The organism is Bacillus cereus group sp. N31, assembly GCF_016483245.1.
Taxonomy (GTDB): domain Bacteria; phylum Bacillota; class Bacilli; order Bacillales; family Bacillaceae_G; genus Bacillus_A; species Bacillus_A toyonensis.
In genome coordinates this window covers 30,965-45,001 of record NZ_JAEHCH010000003.1, presented here as the reverse complement: position 1 = coordinate 45,001, position 14,037 = coordinate 30,965, and the positions used below count along the sequence as shown (strand labels likewise).

Genomic DNA, 14,037 nt, shown 5'->3' with positions numbered 1-14,037 from the left:
GCGAAAAAATCACGTTTTAATAGGCTTCTTTAGCATGCCTACCTTTCTATAAATTACTAGTTATGAAACAAGGATCGTTTCATAACTAGTAATTTACTTGATTAGCTTGATGGGTATGGAGTAGTGCCCCTATAAACAAAACCCTCCAGAAACATCTAAAATTTGCCCCGTTACCCAGCGGCTATCAGCAGAAGCAAGGAATGCTACTGCATCTGCAATATCTTCAACTTGCCCTATTCGTCCGAACACAGATGAGTTTGTAGCAAAACTTCGTATTTCAGGATCATCTAGCAATTTCGCATTCATATCTGTTTTCGTATATCCAGGCATAATTGTATTCACTGTTATACCTCTTTCTCCAAGATGTTTAGCAAGAGGCAGTGTCATCGTATTGAGTGCACCTTTACTTAAACCGTATGCAATTGAGCCTGTAAAACCAAGTCGTACTTCAGCTGATGAAATGTTGATAATTCGCCCTTCTGCTCGTAGTAATGGTAATGTTTGCTGAATTAAAAAGAATGGCGCCTTAATATTTACGGCCATAATTTCATCAAAAAATTCTTCTGTCGTATTTTCAATCGTTCCTTGTGTACCTATCCCTGCATTGTTTACTAAAATATCAATCTCTGATGTACCAACTCTTATTTGTAATTCATTTTTTAATTGTTCTACTAGCTTTTTGACACCATCCATTGAATTGAGCTCAGCTTCAATTAAGAACGCTTTTCCTCCATTAGATTCAATCTCACTAATCGTTTCATCTGCAGCTGTTTTATTTCGGCCGTAGTGAATCGCAACTAATGCACCATCTTTCGCCAATCTCATTGCAATGGCACGGCCAATGCCGCGACTCGCTCCTGTTACTAACGCTACTTTCCCATCAAGATTCTTCATTTTTTCCATCCTTCCTAAATTTCCGTTTGATAAAAACCTATACTTATATTTTCATGCAAACACCAATCATTTTAAATATAGATTTATAGGTAATTTAGTTCATTCACTTATGATATTATAGTTATAATTTGTGATTCACTTAAAAAACAAAATAAGGAGGCTACACAATGCAAAACGCAGTAAAATTGGATGAAATTGACCATAAAATTATGAACTTGTTGTATGAAAATGCAAGAATTTCTGTTTCAGAAATAGGACGGATTATATCCATGACGCAGCCTGCTGTAAAGGAACGTATGAATAAACTTGAAGATCAAGGAGTTATCGCAGCTTACCGAACAAAATTTGAGCCTTCCAAAATTAATAAAAACATTCAAGCATTCATCATGTTTAAAACGAGCCAATGCTCTGATTTTATCCAATATTGTAATGCCGCTCCTGAAGTAACAGATTTATACCGAATTAGCGGGGAATTTAATTATATGATGAAGGTCATGAGCGATTCGATGGATTCTCTCGCTACATTTTTAGACTCGTTAATGCAATTCGGATTATCATCTCCTTTAATTGTTTTAAAGAGTGAGTTTGAGGAGAAATTGTCGTTCTGATAAAGGGATACGTATTATCTCCTGCTAACAGTAAAAGTTTTTCCTTTATGAGAAAAACCAACAAAATCAATGATTAGTAAACAAAAAAGAACATTGATATTTCAATGTTCTTTTTTGATATCTCTACTTATTAATTAGATTGCTATTCAAAAAGAGCACCTTAATGCCCTTATCCCTGATTCCTCTGCGCCTCTCTAAACTCTTCCTTCACCTTCTCTAACAACCCTTCTTCCGTAATTAATCGATACGCCGTATTTGCTAATGCTTTTGCCGATGTAATTAACGCTTTGTCTCCTAATTCTGAACGGGCTGCTTCTCTAAATTCATTCGTATGCGCAATTAAGTCATCTGGACCTATTTTAATGTACGGGTGAATGGTCGGTACGACTTGGCTGACGTTTCCGGCGTCGGTTGAGCCGATGCCGATTCTTTCTTTACGATTTACTTCTTCACCTAGTAGTTCTAGTTCTTCCGCTACGATGTCGTTATATGTTTTTGTTACGAGTAGTTCATCGATTTCATTTTGGAATTGATGAATTTTTACTTTTGCACCTGTTGCTAACGCTGCTCCTTGTGCTATATTTCTTACTTTTTCTGTTACTTCCGCACATCTTTTTCGCGTAGCTGCACGGATGAAGAACCTTGCTGCGGCGTAGTCAGGAATAATGTTAGGTGCTTTTCCGCCTTCTGTAATGACGCCATGAATTTTCACGTCTGAGGGAAGTTGTTGGCGAAGCGCATTAATACTGTTGTATAGCTGAATCACCGCATCTAATGCGTTAATCCCTTCTTCAGGTGAAGCTGCGGCATGAGCTGTTTTTCCGTAAAAATGAAAATCAAGTGGATCGACTGCTAGTGAAGGGCTCGTCGTCGCTGTCTTTCCGCTCGGATGAATCATAAGCGCCGCATCAATGTTTTTAAATAACCCAGCTTTTACATAACTCGACTTTGCGCTACCATTAGGCCCGCCCTCTTCTGCTGGTGTTCCAAACACGACAACTTCTCCGCCGATTTCTTCAAGCGTTTCTGATAATGCGATTGCTGCTGCAACGCTAATTGTGCCAATTAAATTATGACCACACGCATGACCGAGTCCTGGTAAAGCATCATATTCCGCTAAAAATGCGATAACTGGTCCTTGTTTTCCTGAACTTTTTCGTGCGATAAAACCTGTTTCATGCCCAGCTATATTATGCTGCAGCTGAAAACCAGCACTACCTAGTAATAAACTTAACGTTCTTGATGCATAAAATTCTTGATTACCAATCTCTGGATTCGTATGAATATCATGACTTGTTTTTATGTACTTTTCCTTATTTCTTTCTATGCTCTCTTCAATTGTTTTTCTTTGTGACGTTACTCCTGTCGCTCCCATTTTTCTTCCTCCTTTTATTTTCACGTAAAAAAGCCTCTTTCTAAAAGATAGAAAGAGGCTTCTGTATATACAGTCAAAATGAGCTTCTTTCTTATCTTTCAAGTTACCTTGCTGGAATTGGCACAGTATTCGTAAAGAATCCGCTGCCGAGGTGTCATAGGGCCAGTCCCTCAACCTCTCGTGATAAGAATTTTCATAAAATTGTATTAAATTATTTTCATTCTAAGTTCATTCCAAGCAAAAGTCAAGGAATTCCTATCCGAATTTACCGAATATCTAAAAATCCTTTTAATACACCAATTGTCTCAGGTGCTTGTAGTCTTGCACATATGTACGGAAATTCCGTACTACCTTCAAACATCATTTGAGATGTGAGTGGTGCCCCTGCCCAAAAGATTTCATCATCGATTAATACAAATGGGAATGCTTTATTTTGTCTTTGTAACTTTACGTTTTTTAATGGAACTGGTCCATCACTATAAACCGTTATTTGTGCATTTGTACGCATTAACGCTTGCCATACTCGTTTATCTACTTGCTTCGTACTTGGAAGTGAAATAATGATTTTTCGTTTTGCGGCTAAAATATCTTTTAATAGCCCTTTCGTTTCCTCCAGATTCATTTCCATAAACCAGCGTAATCGTTTCGATATTTTCCGCTCCCATAATTGTCTGGATGTCGTGCGATCATACACATCCCCGTGACGTTCTATATGAGCTGTTAATTGTGATAACGCTTGTTTTCTCGAAAGATTTTTACGCATATAATGGCAATCCGATAATTGAATGAACTTCCCTCTCGCTCTCGTTACTGCTACATTGACGAGGCGATGGTTTTTATGGTCAAAGAATAACACACCAGGTCGTTCTTGTGGATAACTATCAACTGTATCAAAGATCATCATATCTCTTTCAGAACCTTGAAACTTATGAACTGTCGCCGCTAATACTGGTATGTTTTGATATTTCGTTCTCTGCAACATTTCCCTAATACACGTTGATAAAAAGCGTGACTGCGCCCTGTAAGGCGTAACCACACCGATAGATTGCACACCATCTAGCAGTCCGATTAACATCATTTGCATCGCTACTAAACCAGACATAATATTAAAACGAGAACCCGAAGCAGCATCTTTTAACGAAAATGCTCCCATTAAACTCGTATCAAATAAAACACTCGCCTCATTTGCGAACGGCTGTAACTGTGCAAGTTCTTTACGCTCTGAAACAGACGGATGATCGTATACTCTATTTTTATAAATAAATGAATTCGTAAACTTCGATATGTCCGCATGCATACGTCTTTGTTCCTGCAACATAAAAAGGTTGGGATGTGCTTCTGATTTATTTACAGAATCAACAATGCCGGCATGATAAAACATATCTTCGCCGAGCCATTTGCGAACGAGTTCATGGTTCGCCATCGCAATCGGAGGTAACTGTAAAAAGTCCCCACAAACGACGATACGTTTTCCAAGTGAAGCAGCTAATGCGATTTGCGGAACGAACGCCATACTCACTTCATCTACGACAACTAAATCAAATGTACGCTCATAAATAAGTGAATCAATGGCACATTTTGATAAAGTCGCACCAATTACTTTCGCATTTTCAATATATTCTTTTTCTACTTCTTTAATTTTCGCTTTTTGCTTTCGAAGATCACTTTCAATTTCTTGTATACGCTTCTTATCAGCAGATGTTGCTTTATACGATAAAATCTTTTCACGAAGGTCTTGGCGTGTTTCTTCTAAGTAGAGTCTTTCCTCACCCCATGATCCGTTCGTCGTTTCAACTAACTTCGACGCAAGTAACGTTTCATGATTTCGTATATGTTCATGTTGACTATAACCGTAACGAACAATTTCGCCAGGCGTCCATTTCTTTTTCTTTTCAATTTGCTTCGTTACTTCACTCATTAATACGTCCACTGCCGCATTACTATGAGCTAACACAAGTACCGATTTTCCTTTTTGGTAATGAGCCGAAATAATACGTGATAAATTGTACGACTTCCCTGTTCCAGGCGGTCCCCATACGTACGTTGTCGGATTGTAAAATGAACGATACGCCAATTCATTTTTCGTATTTTTCATCTTTTCAATATGCTTGGGACTACTCGTCCCATCGACAAGACGCTTTATACGATTACGTTTCAGTTTATCTTTTCGCGCTTCTTTCAATCTCTCTTGCAGTTGCTCTAACAATTGCCACGGTTCACTATATAAAACCGCTTCTCTTATTTCACCTTGTATATAATCATTTAATTTCAGTTCTATTTCTAATCCATGTACAGATAATACTTCCCCTGTCGCTTCCTCACCATCGAACTCAATTCGAATTGGTGAACCTTCAGGTAAGCTTACTTCCGAAATAAGCTGAAATACATACACTGTATTTTCATAATCTGTATATAAAAAACGACCGTTCATGATAGAAATTTTACTACCACCTATCGTTTTCCAATGTTTAATTTCATATGCTAATGCATAATGCCACTCTTTCATCGTTTCCGATAATGAAGGAGTTTGAGTAGGTGTATTCATCGTATAATCTCCTTCCTTCTCCCCAAACATACTTTCTCACTATACCATATAACACGCTAAAATTTGTAAGGTTTTTATCTTGCTTATTTTCTTAATTTTCAATATCATTTTACATATAAAATTTTCAGAAAGAAGGAATCTACATGCCAGTTAGAAGAATAGAACACGTTGGACTTATGGTTGCAAACTTAGAAACATCTATTACTTTTTATGAAAAAGTAGTCGGCTTACAGCTCATTAAACGTATGGGGCACCCGAATCCAGATTTAAAACTCGCCTTTTTAGGTGTGGAAGAATCGAAGGAAACGATACTGGAACTCATCGAAGGTTATAACTCTTCTCTTCCAGCAGAAGGAAAAGTACATCATATTTGCTTTAAAGTGGATTCATTAGAAGATGAAATTGAAAGAATTCAAAAACACGGCGTAACATTTTTACTAGGAGAAGAAATCGAAACATTACCAGATGGAACACGTTACATATTCTTCGCTGGCCCTGATGGGGAGTGGATTGAGTTTTTTGAGACGGAGAGATAGAAAAGGAAAAGGAGCCGGAATTCTGTCTCCTTTTTTCCCAAGTGCAGAAACGGTTTGAACACCATTAACTTTCACCCTGAAAATTCACCAAGATTAAGAAAAAATCGTTTTGTTAGGAGTATAGAGAATGATCAATGCTGTTTACATTCTTATTTTTTGGGTGCTTATACTATTTCCAACCCTTTTTATAATAAAGATAAAGAAGTGGACTATAAAAGCAACTGCCTTATTTCTTGGAAGAATCCTATTAAGCATTGTCTATTTCATAAATGGAATGGTGTTAGGACTGCAACGAAATTGGGTAGAGCCTCCCTATGAAACAGAATGGGATTTCTTTGTAAAGTCTTTACTAAACGGAAAAACTGATGCACTTATACACTTGTTACTTCTAATTATTATCATCATTTTTGATTTACTAATTATATTTCGTTATAGAAATAAAAAGAAATAAGTTAATTTCTTTCCTTTCATCTTGGACCATATTGATGAGCGAGAGTAAAATTCCCCCACAGTACTTTCACGTCAATTTCACAAATGTAAGAACTCTCATATATTACACTTCATACATCCTTTTCCAAGGAACAATATACCGATACACAAATCCCCTCACCATCAATTTAAGAATTTAAAAAAGAGGGGATTATCCCCCTCCTTTTACGCTTGCTCCGATTGTCGAAATTATTTAATATACCCACGATTCAGTTCCGTTAACTTTTCATTGATGTTAAAAATTCTTACTCTAATATCTTTAACACCAACTGCTTCAAGTCTGTTCTTGTGCATTTCAGCGTATTTTTCAGCATCTTGTTTTTCCCCAAATACATAAATGCCTCCAGCTTCTTTTGTTTCTTCATTCTCAGTCCATATTTTCCAGTGGAATCCTTCTTCTTCGTTAATACTATTTGCTAAATCCCAAAATGCTTTTTCCATTTCTTCACCAAAAGGACCTTCAAACGAAAAATCAACTTGTAATAAATATGCCATTTTCACTCACTCCTATTTTTAATATAAAATTCTTGCCATTCTTTTACTGATTATGATCCGAATAATCGTAATGTCTAAATTCGTATTGCTATTATTATTCCAGCACTAATTTGAGAATCCCCCTATTTGTAAAATAATCACAAAACGGTAGTAACTTGAACGCAAACAGTTTAACAGCTTTCGGTTATGTTTAAAAAATATGATAACAACTTACCCCTACACTAAGGACAAACAAAACAAGCGCAGGTATTGCTTTCTTAAAAGGATCTCTCGCTAATACAATAAGAGTTAATGCAGCTGCAAGCATCGTACCACCTAACAACAATCCTGCTAATAAAGCTACTATTGGATTCCAAATTCCTATCAACATTCCAATTGCTCCTACAATCTCAAAAGCTCCAGTTAAGAAATTAAAAAACGAAGGTAAACCAAATCGTTTGAACTCCTCTGCCATTTTCCCAGATATAATTTTCGTACCTGTCATTAAAAAGAACACAAACAACAAAACTTTTACAATATTGATGAAAATTAAAATAGTAATCACACCTTTCTTATTATTTGATAAAAACTCAGTATTGTTCAGGTAGTAGTCACTACCTATACCCTATTTCCTGAGATTGACCCTATTGAAGTCGCTTCAATTTACATTATCCTTTTCAATATTAAAGAGATGGAAATTACATGCCATAGCATATATAATACATAAATTTGACTGGTACTAGGCAAAAAAGTGATCCTGAATCAAATATCATAAAGAATAAAACCATCTCCACCATTCCTCTAAACAAACGAAATTATATGCTATAGCATATATAATACATAAAACAAAGTTTGTTCCTTATGAATAGCATAGTATTAATAAGGAACAAGTATTAATAGCGTGTATCATACAATTTGTTTAATAATGATTGTAATACTTTAATCTCTTCCTTGCTCAAATTACTCGTAACGAAATGGTGAGCGTCTTTCACTACAGGCAAGATGGTTTTCTTTAACTCGTCACCTTTTTCAGTTAAAAAAAGGTTATGTGAACGCCTATCTTGGTCATTCAAAGCCTTCTTTACAATCCCTTTTCTCTCCATTGACTGTATCATTCTTACGACAGTAGTTTGATCTTTATCAATAGCTTCTGCTAACTCTTTTTGAGTAGTGCCCCTTTGGCTACAAAGAACACTAATAATTCCCCACTGCTCTGGTGTAACTCCATAAGGCTTTAATTTCTTAGTAAAATAATTAGTCATTTTCACATCAGTACGATGAACAAGATAGCCTATTAAATCATGTAAGTTCATGGATCACCTCTATAAATTAAGATATAAAAGGATATAGCATACCAGTCAATTATTCACAGTGAATGTATTTGTTTCACTATTTATATGCTATGACATATATATTAAATTAGGTCATTTTAATTGTCAAATGAATTACCTATTGTTTTCAAAGTCAAAATCTATTCCATACATTCCTCCGGTGTGATTTCTGCTGACTATTTCTTCTCCATTCTACAGAAGTTCCGTAGATCTCCCCGCTTAATATGACCACAGTAATTTTTAGCGCTTCATCCTCTTTCTTTTTATGATGTTCTTATAACATTTTATAAAATTTGATATCTACAGGCAGCCACACATTTTCCACCGACGAATCCTTCTTGTCCGCCGATAATTCTTGCAAACTGTTGACAAATTGATTCCTCATTACTCGCCATACCTTTCATCATCACCCCTTTCACTGTTAGGTTATGAATGAATACATAGGTCTGAAACGGTAATGAATCTATGCTATTATAAAAAAGATGATGGGAATCTAACGAAATCTATTAGCTCAATTATTCTTGATCATTTGTATTGTTACCAGAGTTTAAATGGTGCAGAATTTTTATTTTATCCCGCAGTAACGGGCCGTAACGCTCCCACCTCAAAATTTAGTGAAAACAAAGAAGTTAGGTGGGGGTCGGGCTGCCCGTAACAGCCCGATTGGTGAGGGCTAATAATCAGTGAGGGATAAACACCCCACTGATTAAACTTTCACTTTATGAGGTGTTTTTCCTTTTATGCTTGCTGGGCGACTGAAGGTAAAACTCGGCTATTATATGTTAAGACATTTTTAGAGGGCATAAAAAAACACCCTAAGGTGCCATCCTCTGACTTGAGAATCATATCTATGTATGGAAAAAATCAGAAAAGACAAATACAAAAGAGAAGCTTCTAACTATAATTTATAGAGTTCTTATGGCATTAATTACTTACATACATATTTCATTATTTACCGGAAGAAGAATCCCCGTTATATTACTTTCTAATCAGTCTCGTTAAAGCCATCCCAAGAAATCCAGTACCCATTCCTATTAGCCATCCAGTTTGAGTACTTCCTAACATAGATCCCACTCCTCCACCAAGAAACATGCAGCCAACGAATACTAATCCTCCAATTCCCCAATTCGGCCTTTCCATAATTCAAACACACCCTTTCAATAAAACATATGCTATTAGCTACCTAAACTTTCTTGCATAGGATATGTTAATTATTTCTCTAGAGAGGGTATAGTTATTTAGCTTAAGTTTAGCAACTTTCAGGGAATTCAAAAGACGCGGAGATTGACCGATTTGAAGGGATTACAGGAGAAGAATTTTTTGTATTATAATAACTTAATGGTTGTGGAACAAATTCTTCTTCAACTAACCAGCTAATAAAAATCTGGAGGTTTTCCACAATCCAAGCTCATCGCCATCAAGTTAACATACCTCACCCAGTTCTTATTGTTGCAAGATAAGCAGCATATAATCAATTAAAATAATGTAACAGCCGACATTAGCAGCAAAATTATTAAGAAAAGACATTCCAAATATGGAACGCCTTCTTTTTTATAAAATCATTCACTTAAATCTATTCCAAAAAATTCTAATTAATAAAATCAAACATTTAACGAAAGAAATTTGTTACTTGCATAACGCTCTTCTAACTTTTTTTGCAAAATTTAGTGGATCATCAACGTCTTCGATATTAACGTAAATCAAATTCGGATCATCACATAACCATTCATTGTGTATAGACGAAACAATTATACCTTGTTTAATAATTGTAGCAACAAATTCAGTAACTTCCTTTTGCAAGAGCGCTACTCGGCCTAGACATAATGCCCGTCCAGTTTTATGATCTCTTGATTCAAATGAGAAGGAAGTTGTTACTCTAAAACGTTTTCCTAAGATTGTTGCTCGTATTTCCTCCCGATTTATTGTTGCTACACATTTTCCACCGGCGAATCCTTCTTGTCCACCGATAATTCTGGCAAACTGTCGACAAATTGATTCCTCATTACTCGCCATATTTTCAATCATCCCCCTTTTACTGTTAGGTTATGAATTCATACATAAGTCTGAAACGGTAATGAATCTATTCGGTTACAAAAAGATAATGGCACTCTAATAAAATCTGTTAGCCCAAGTATTCTTGGTTATATGAATTATTACTAGATTGTAAATGATGGGAGTTTTACTACCCGCAAATAGCGGGATGAATTTCCAAAAGTAAAACCCCAGAAATCCAAAGGTCTCTGGGGCTTCATTATATATTTAGCTCTTTTTGCTTTTTATTTTGTTTATGTCTATAAAGCAATTTTCGACTTATGAGAGAAATCAGTAATAAGATCAGTACTAGTACGAAAAGTTGCATATATGATAAATTAAAATATTTAGCACCTGTAACAAGTAAAAGTGTAGAAATCGTACCTTTTACAATGAAAAAAATAATAATCCATAATCCGCCTTTTTTCCAGTTCATTTTTACTTACCCTTTCCTACGTTTAAATTCATAAAAAAATTAGTGATAGTTCTTGAAAGTGACATTTTAATTGAAATCTATTACATTAATAAAAAAGTAGACTTTTTTTCACAAAAATCATATCCAATTACATGGGACGATTCCATAATAAATGCAAATGATATTCATTGTCAATTTTATTCAACATTTTTAATTCCGATCGTCTACATTGTTCTTTCAGATAGTGACATTTCTTTTTTGTTTCTACAACCGCGACACATCTTTGCAGAAGGAAATCACTTATCTATTTTCACAAGCTGTTTGCCTTGTTCTTGTAGCTTATATGCTAATTATACTTCATTACATTGCTTGGAAATATTAAAAATCACAAGGAAAAGAAGCTAACAATAAATTGTTAACTTCTCAGCTTAAGGAAAAATAGTATCTTTCCTTATTTTTTAATATCTAGGTTGTGATTTAATATTGGTAAGATGAGCATCAAACATATCAATGATTTCAAGAAATCTATCCGCTTCACGAAATACATGATCTGCTAATAATGGATGAATGATACTCTTTATTTTACATTGCTCAATTAAATCACGTGCCGTTTTCTTAAAATCCCGAAGAGATGTGACTGACACACGATTTTGATCTAAAAATTGATCTAAAAGAGGAACTGTTTGAGATTGTGGTTTCATAGATTCTAAGTCAATTGCTTGATACATTAATTCATCAAAATCATTGCTAAAATTCCGTGCTGTATCTACAAGCTTTCTTTCAGATGGATCAAGAAGATGACCAATAAATTTAGCATGGTCTGCCATAATCCTTAAAAAGAAAACATTTTCTTTAATAATAGCATCAGGAAGGGCATCTAATTTACCTTCATTTAATTCAATTAAACGTTTTCTAAAATAATCAGCTTCCCTACTTGTATGGTCAACTAACAGTGGGAAATTATTTTGCCCTGGCAATTTACATGTGAGAATTAATCCTAAAATTTTTCTTTTAAATCCCCAAATATTAGTTGCAGCTTGTTGTACTTCTGAATTAAATCTTTTTATTTGCTCAGGATCTGTTTCATTTGTATAGGAATACGCTATTTGTTCAATATGTTCAAACAATCGATAAAATTGATTAGCTTCTTCGATTAGTTGGGTATCCTCACATCTAAACCCCAATCGAAGAAAAAAAGAATGTTCCTTCATGATTCTAGACCAAAAACGAATTTCATTTAATGATCGTTCAACAAACATGACAGACGTAACACCCGTATCAGGATGTAATGAGGTCTCATCCCTATTCATTCTTAATCCCCCCAGTAAATACTCAGCTAGTTCTATTCCTATGAGTAAGTATATATATAAATGCCATCAATAAAAATCCATGATGATATTGAGCAAGTCCTTTTGGAAATAAAGAAAAGATACCATCAGATGCCTTTCTCTGAATTGATAACCACATGTTATGTATAAATGTACCTAGATAACAGTTCCCCCCGCACACGAGAAGTACATAGTATACATAATAAAAAAGAAGCAGAAAATCACTCACGATTTTCTGCTTCTTTTTTTAATTTAAGTTCTTCATACATACATCGCTTCACGCAAGATTGCTATTTTCTAGTACACGATAACTGGATCATACGTGTTCAAATTATCATACACAGTTTTTGCAACATTAGGAAGAAGGTTAACACACCCACCTGATCCCCCTGTTAAATAGGCATTATTCGCCCAATTTGTTCGCCAGCCAGCATCATGGAATCCTTGACCGCTATTTGTGAATGGTACCCAGTAATCTACTTTAACTGCATAATCAGCTTTACCTACTGCGCTTCCTTTCAACGTGTATGGTGTTCGTTTATATAGGACGTACCACACACCTGGTGATGTATCTTCACTCGTGCTATGTTTACCAGTTACTACATTTGTTGTGACTGCTAATTTTCCATCTTTATAAATCCAAATTTGTTGATCTGCAATTGAAACTTCCGCATACGTGTCTCCAATACCGTTATTCGCTGTTGTTTCATAACCGATACCTTCCTTCTCCCAACCATTTCCGTGAATATTAGAAGCAGATAGCGATTTTTCACCCTTTTCAAAAGCTTGTTGAACTTGTTTTGTTTCTTTTTCAACATCTAGTGCCCAACCGTAGCCTTGTCCTTTTACTGATATAACCGAACCGGAATGGGTTTTAAAGCTGAAATTTTTATTTAATGTTGATTTAGCATTATTAATTTCAGTAATCTTTTTCTTAATGTCGCTCGCATCGATTGTCACTTTCATATCCTTTGACATAGAGGCATTTTGAATTAAATCTTTCGCTTTTAAAGGATACACTTCATTCTGTACTTTATATTCAACGGACTGCCCAAGAAGATTCTGTAGTGCTTGCTCCTCTTTTTTGATAATTGGATCGTCTTCTTTAATAGGCTGTATGTATGTAGACTTCAGATGAATTTCGCTTTTATATTTCTGCTTGTCGTAATCTTTCAATAGACTAGTAACGTCATACTGTTTTCCATCAACGCTCTTCGAAATAACAATTTTTCCTTGTTCAAGCTTCGCCATAGCATCTTGAGGTGCTTTTAATTCTTTATTCATAGAAACGAGCTTTTCTTCTACAAGTTTTTTCATCGTTTCACTACGATACTGATCCGCCTTTTCCGGTAGCACTGAATAATTTTTTTCCTTTGAGGAAGGGAAAAATGTCCACTGGCTTTTTAATAGCTTCTTAACTTGAGGCAAATCTTTTTCCGTAAGTTCTGTTTTTGTCTCTTTTTCATCTAAAATTTGTTGTTGATCGACATAGACTTTATTTGCTAGTCCAGATGTTTTTAATTTCTGTATTGCCTGATCAGCACTCATACCACCAACTTTGGTGTCATTAATCGTAACATTCGAATTAAAGTGAGTTGCCTGATAATAACTCACTCCCCCAACGAGAAGCGCAATTATACCAACACCCGCTGCGATAAATTTCCAATTTGGAAAACGTTTTCTTGATCTTACTCGTTTTTTATGAACTTCTTCAACTGATTCATTTACTGTATTGTTGTTCATCAATTTTTCCCCCATAGACATTAACGTCAATCGATTTTAAACCAAAACCATTGACTAGTGTACCTTATTTTTCCTGAAATTTCATTATTTTTGACAAGATTTTATCGCATTTATTTAATCAAACTTAGTTTTTTAATAGAACGGCCCTACTCTATGTGTAACACTCTAATTTAGTTTCATATGAGATTTTTTCTTTTTCTACAATATCAGTCCAGCTTATTAAAAAATAGAAAAATCCCGTATTCCATAAAAAATACGGGATTTTTAT

Annotated in this window: 14 protein-coding genes, 2 pseudogenes and 1 riboswitch; of the genes and pseudogenes, 3 read left to right on the top strand and 13 right to left on the bottom strand. The window is 35.1% G+C overall.

Going from position 1 to position 14,037, the window contains the following annotated elements; all coding sequences use genetic code 11:
- Positions 1–129 precede the first annotated feature (129 nt).
- Positions 130–894 (bottom strand): SDR family oxidoreductase, encoded by a 765-nt coding sequence (locus JDS81_RS06705; protein ID WP_141499499.1) that lies wholly within the window; start codon positions 892–894, stop codon positions 130–132.
- Between the two features lie 167 nt (positions 895–1,061).
- Between JDS81_RS06705 and JDS81_RS06700 the strand changes: the two genes are divergently transcribed.
- On the top strand, positions 1,062–1,502 hold the full coding sequence (locus tag JDS81_RS06700; protein ID WP_001178574.1) for an Lrp/AsnC family transcriptional regulator: 441 nt from the start codon (positions 1,062–1,064) through the stop codon (positions 1,500–1,502).
- Between the two features lie 169 nt (positions 1,503–1,671).
- On the opposite strand, the gene JDS81_RS06695 is transcribed toward JDS81_RS06700, so the two are convergent.
- The gene (locus tag JDS81_RS06695; protein WP_097952183.1) at positions 1,672–2,877 is read right to left on the bottom strand and encodes a M20 family metallopeptidase; all 1,206 of its coding nucleotides are present in this window, start codon (positions 2,875–2,877) and stop codon (positions 1,672–1,674) included.
- Positions 2,878–2,965: 88 nt separating this feature from the next.
- A riboswitch (SAM riboswitch) is annotated at positions 2,966–3,067 on the bottom strand.
- A gap of 75 nt (positions 3,068–3,142) precedes the next feature.
- Positions 3,143–5,452 (bottom strand): AAA domain-containing protein, encoded by a 2,310-nt coding sequence (locus tag JDS81_RS06690; RefSeq protein WP_141499498.1) that lies wholly within the window; start codon positions 5,450–5,452, stop codon positions 3,143–3,145.
- Between the two features lie 113 nt (positions 5,453–5,565).
- On the opposite strand from JDS81_RS06690, the gene JDS81_RS06685 reads away from it, so the two are divergent.
- Both JDS81_RS06685 and JDS81_RS06680 read left to right on the top strand, forming a co-directional pair.
- Positions 5,566–5,958: a VOC family protein gene (locus JDS81_RS06685; RefSeq protein ID WP_001145291.1), complete on the top strand. Its 393-nt coding sequence runs from the start codon at positions 5,566–5,568 to the stop codon at positions 5,956–5,958.
- Positions 5,959–6,085: 127 nt separating this feature from the next.
- Entirely contained in the window at positions 6,086–6,409 is a 324-nt protein-coding gene (locus JDS81_RS06680; RefSeq protein ID WP_097952187.1) for a hypothetical protein, read from the top strand.
- Positions 6,410–6,636: 227 nt separating this feature from the next.
- Here JDS81_RS06680 and JDS81_RS06675 read toward each other — a convergent pair whose 3' ends face one another.
- The 10 genes and pseudogenes from JDS81_RS06675 to JDS81_RS06630 form a co-directional block, all read right to left on the bottom strand.
- Entirely contained in the window at positions 6,637–6,942 is a 306-nt protein-coding gene (locus tag JDS81_RS06675) for a monooxygenase (protein ID WP_097952189.1), read from the bottom strand.
- Positions 6,943–7,132: 190 nt separating this feature from the next.
- A complete protein-coding gene (locus JDS81_RS06670; protein ID WP_097952227.1) occupies positions 7,133–7,483 on the bottom strand; it encodes a DoxX family protein in 351 nt (116 codons plus the stop codon).
- A gap of 331 nt (positions 7,484–7,814) precedes the next feature.
- Complete coding sequence (locus JDS81_RS06665) at positions 7,815–8,234, bottom strand: MarR family winged helix-turn-helix transcriptional regulator (protein WP_097952191.1); 420 nt, start codon at positions 8,232–8,234, stop codon at positions 7,815–7,817.
- A gap of 326 nt (positions 8,235–8,560) precedes the next feature.
- Positions 8,561–8,686: pseudogene (locus JDS81_RS06660) on the bottom strand (DUF1259 domain-containing protein); the annotation flags it as partial.
- Positions 8,687–9,230: 544 nt separating this feature from the next.
- Positions 9,231–9,392 carry a hypothetical protein gene (locus JDS81_RS06655; protein ID WP_000441014.1) on the bottom strand — a complete coding sequence of 54 codons (162 nt, stop codon included), beginning with the start codon at positions 9,390–9,392 and terminating at the stop codon, positions 9,231–9,233.
- Between the two features lie 486 nt (positions 9,393–9,878).
- Positions 9,879–10,265 (bottom strand): DUF1259 domain-containing protein, encoded by a 387-nt coding sequence (locus tag JDS81_RS06650; RefSeq protein ID WP_142307101.1) that lies wholly within the window; start codon positions 10,263–10,265, stop codon positions 9,879–9,881.
- Positions 10,266–10,503: 238 nt separating this feature from the next.
- A complete protein-coding gene (locus JDS81_RS06645) occupies positions 10,504–10,719 on the bottom strand; it encodes a hypothetical protein (RefSeq protein ID WP_001104095.1) in 216 nt (71 codons plus the stop codon).
- A 209-nt stretch (positions 10,720–10,928) separates the two neighbouring features.
- A pseudogene (locus tag JDS81_RS06640) lies at positions 10,929–11,048 on the bottom strand (RNA-guided endonuclease TnpB family protein); the annotation flags it as partial.
- 108 nt (positions 11,049–11,156) lie between these two features.
- On the bottom strand, positions 11,157–12,008 hold the full coding sequence (locus JDS81_RS06635; protein ID WP_001078035.1) for a DUF2935 domain-containing protein: 852 nt from the start codon (positions 12,006–12,008) through the stop codon (positions 11,157–11,159).
- Between the two features lie 315 nt (positions 12,009–12,323).
- On the bottom strand, positions 12,324–13,769 hold the full coding sequence (locus JDS81_RS06630) for a L,D-transpeptidase family protein (protein ID WP_097952197.1): 1,446 nt from the start codon (positions 13,767–13,769) through the stop codon (positions 12,324–12,326).
- Between the last annotated feature and the right edge of the window lie 268 nt (positions 13,770–14,037).

Coding starts and splice junctions, on each gene's coding strand:
- JDS81_RS06705 (WP_141499499.1), bottom strand. CDS start 894: ATGAAGAATCTTGATGGGAAAGTAGCGTTAGTAACAGGAGCGAGTCGC.
- JDS81_RS06700 (WP_001178574.1), top strand. CDS start 1,062: ATGCAAAACGCAGTAAAATTGGATGAAATTGACCATAAAATTATGAAC.
- JDS81_RS06695 (WP_097952183.1), bottom strand. CDS start 2,877: ATGGGAGCGACAGGAGTAACGTCACAAAGAAAAACAATTGAAGAGAGC.
- JDS81_RS06690 (WP_141499498.1), bottom strand. CDS start 5,452: ATGTTTGGGGAGAAGGAAGGAGATTATACGATGAATACACCTACTCAA.
- JDS81_RS06685 (WP_001145291.1), top strand. CDS start 5,566: ATGCCAGTTAGAAGAATAGAACACGTTGGACTTATGGTTGCAAACTTA.
- JDS81_RS06680 (WP_097952187.1), top strand. CDS start 6,086: ATGATCAATGCTGTTTACATTCTTATTTTTTGGGTGCTTATACTATTT.
- JDS81_RS06675 (WP_097952189.1), bottom strand. CDS start 6,942: ATGGCATATTTATTACAAGTTGATTTTTCGTTTGAAGGTCCTTTTGGT.
- JDS81_RS06665 (WP_097952191.1), bottom strand. CDS start 8,234: ATGAACTTACATGATTTAATAGGCTATCTTGTTCATCGTACTGATGTG.
- JDS81_RS06655 (WP_000441014.1), bottom strand. CDS start 9,392: ATGGAAAGGCCGAATTGGGGAATTGGAGGATTAGTATTCGTTGGCTGC.
- JDS81_RS06650 (WP_142307101.1), bottom strand. CDS start 10,265: ATGGCGAGTAATGAGGAATCAATTTGTCGACAGTTTGCCAGAATTATC.
- JDS81_RS06645 (WP_001104095.1), bottom strand. CDS start 10,719: ATGAACTGGAAAAAAGGCGGATTATGGATTATTATTTTTTTCATTGTA.
- JDS81_RS06635 (WP_001078035.1), bottom strand. CDS start 12,008: ATGAATAGGGATGAGACCTCATTACATCCTGATACGGGTGTTACGTCT.
- JDS81_RS06630 (WP_097952197.1), bottom strand. CDS start 13,769: ATGAACAACAATACAGTAAATGAATCAGTTGAAGAAGTTCATAAAAAA.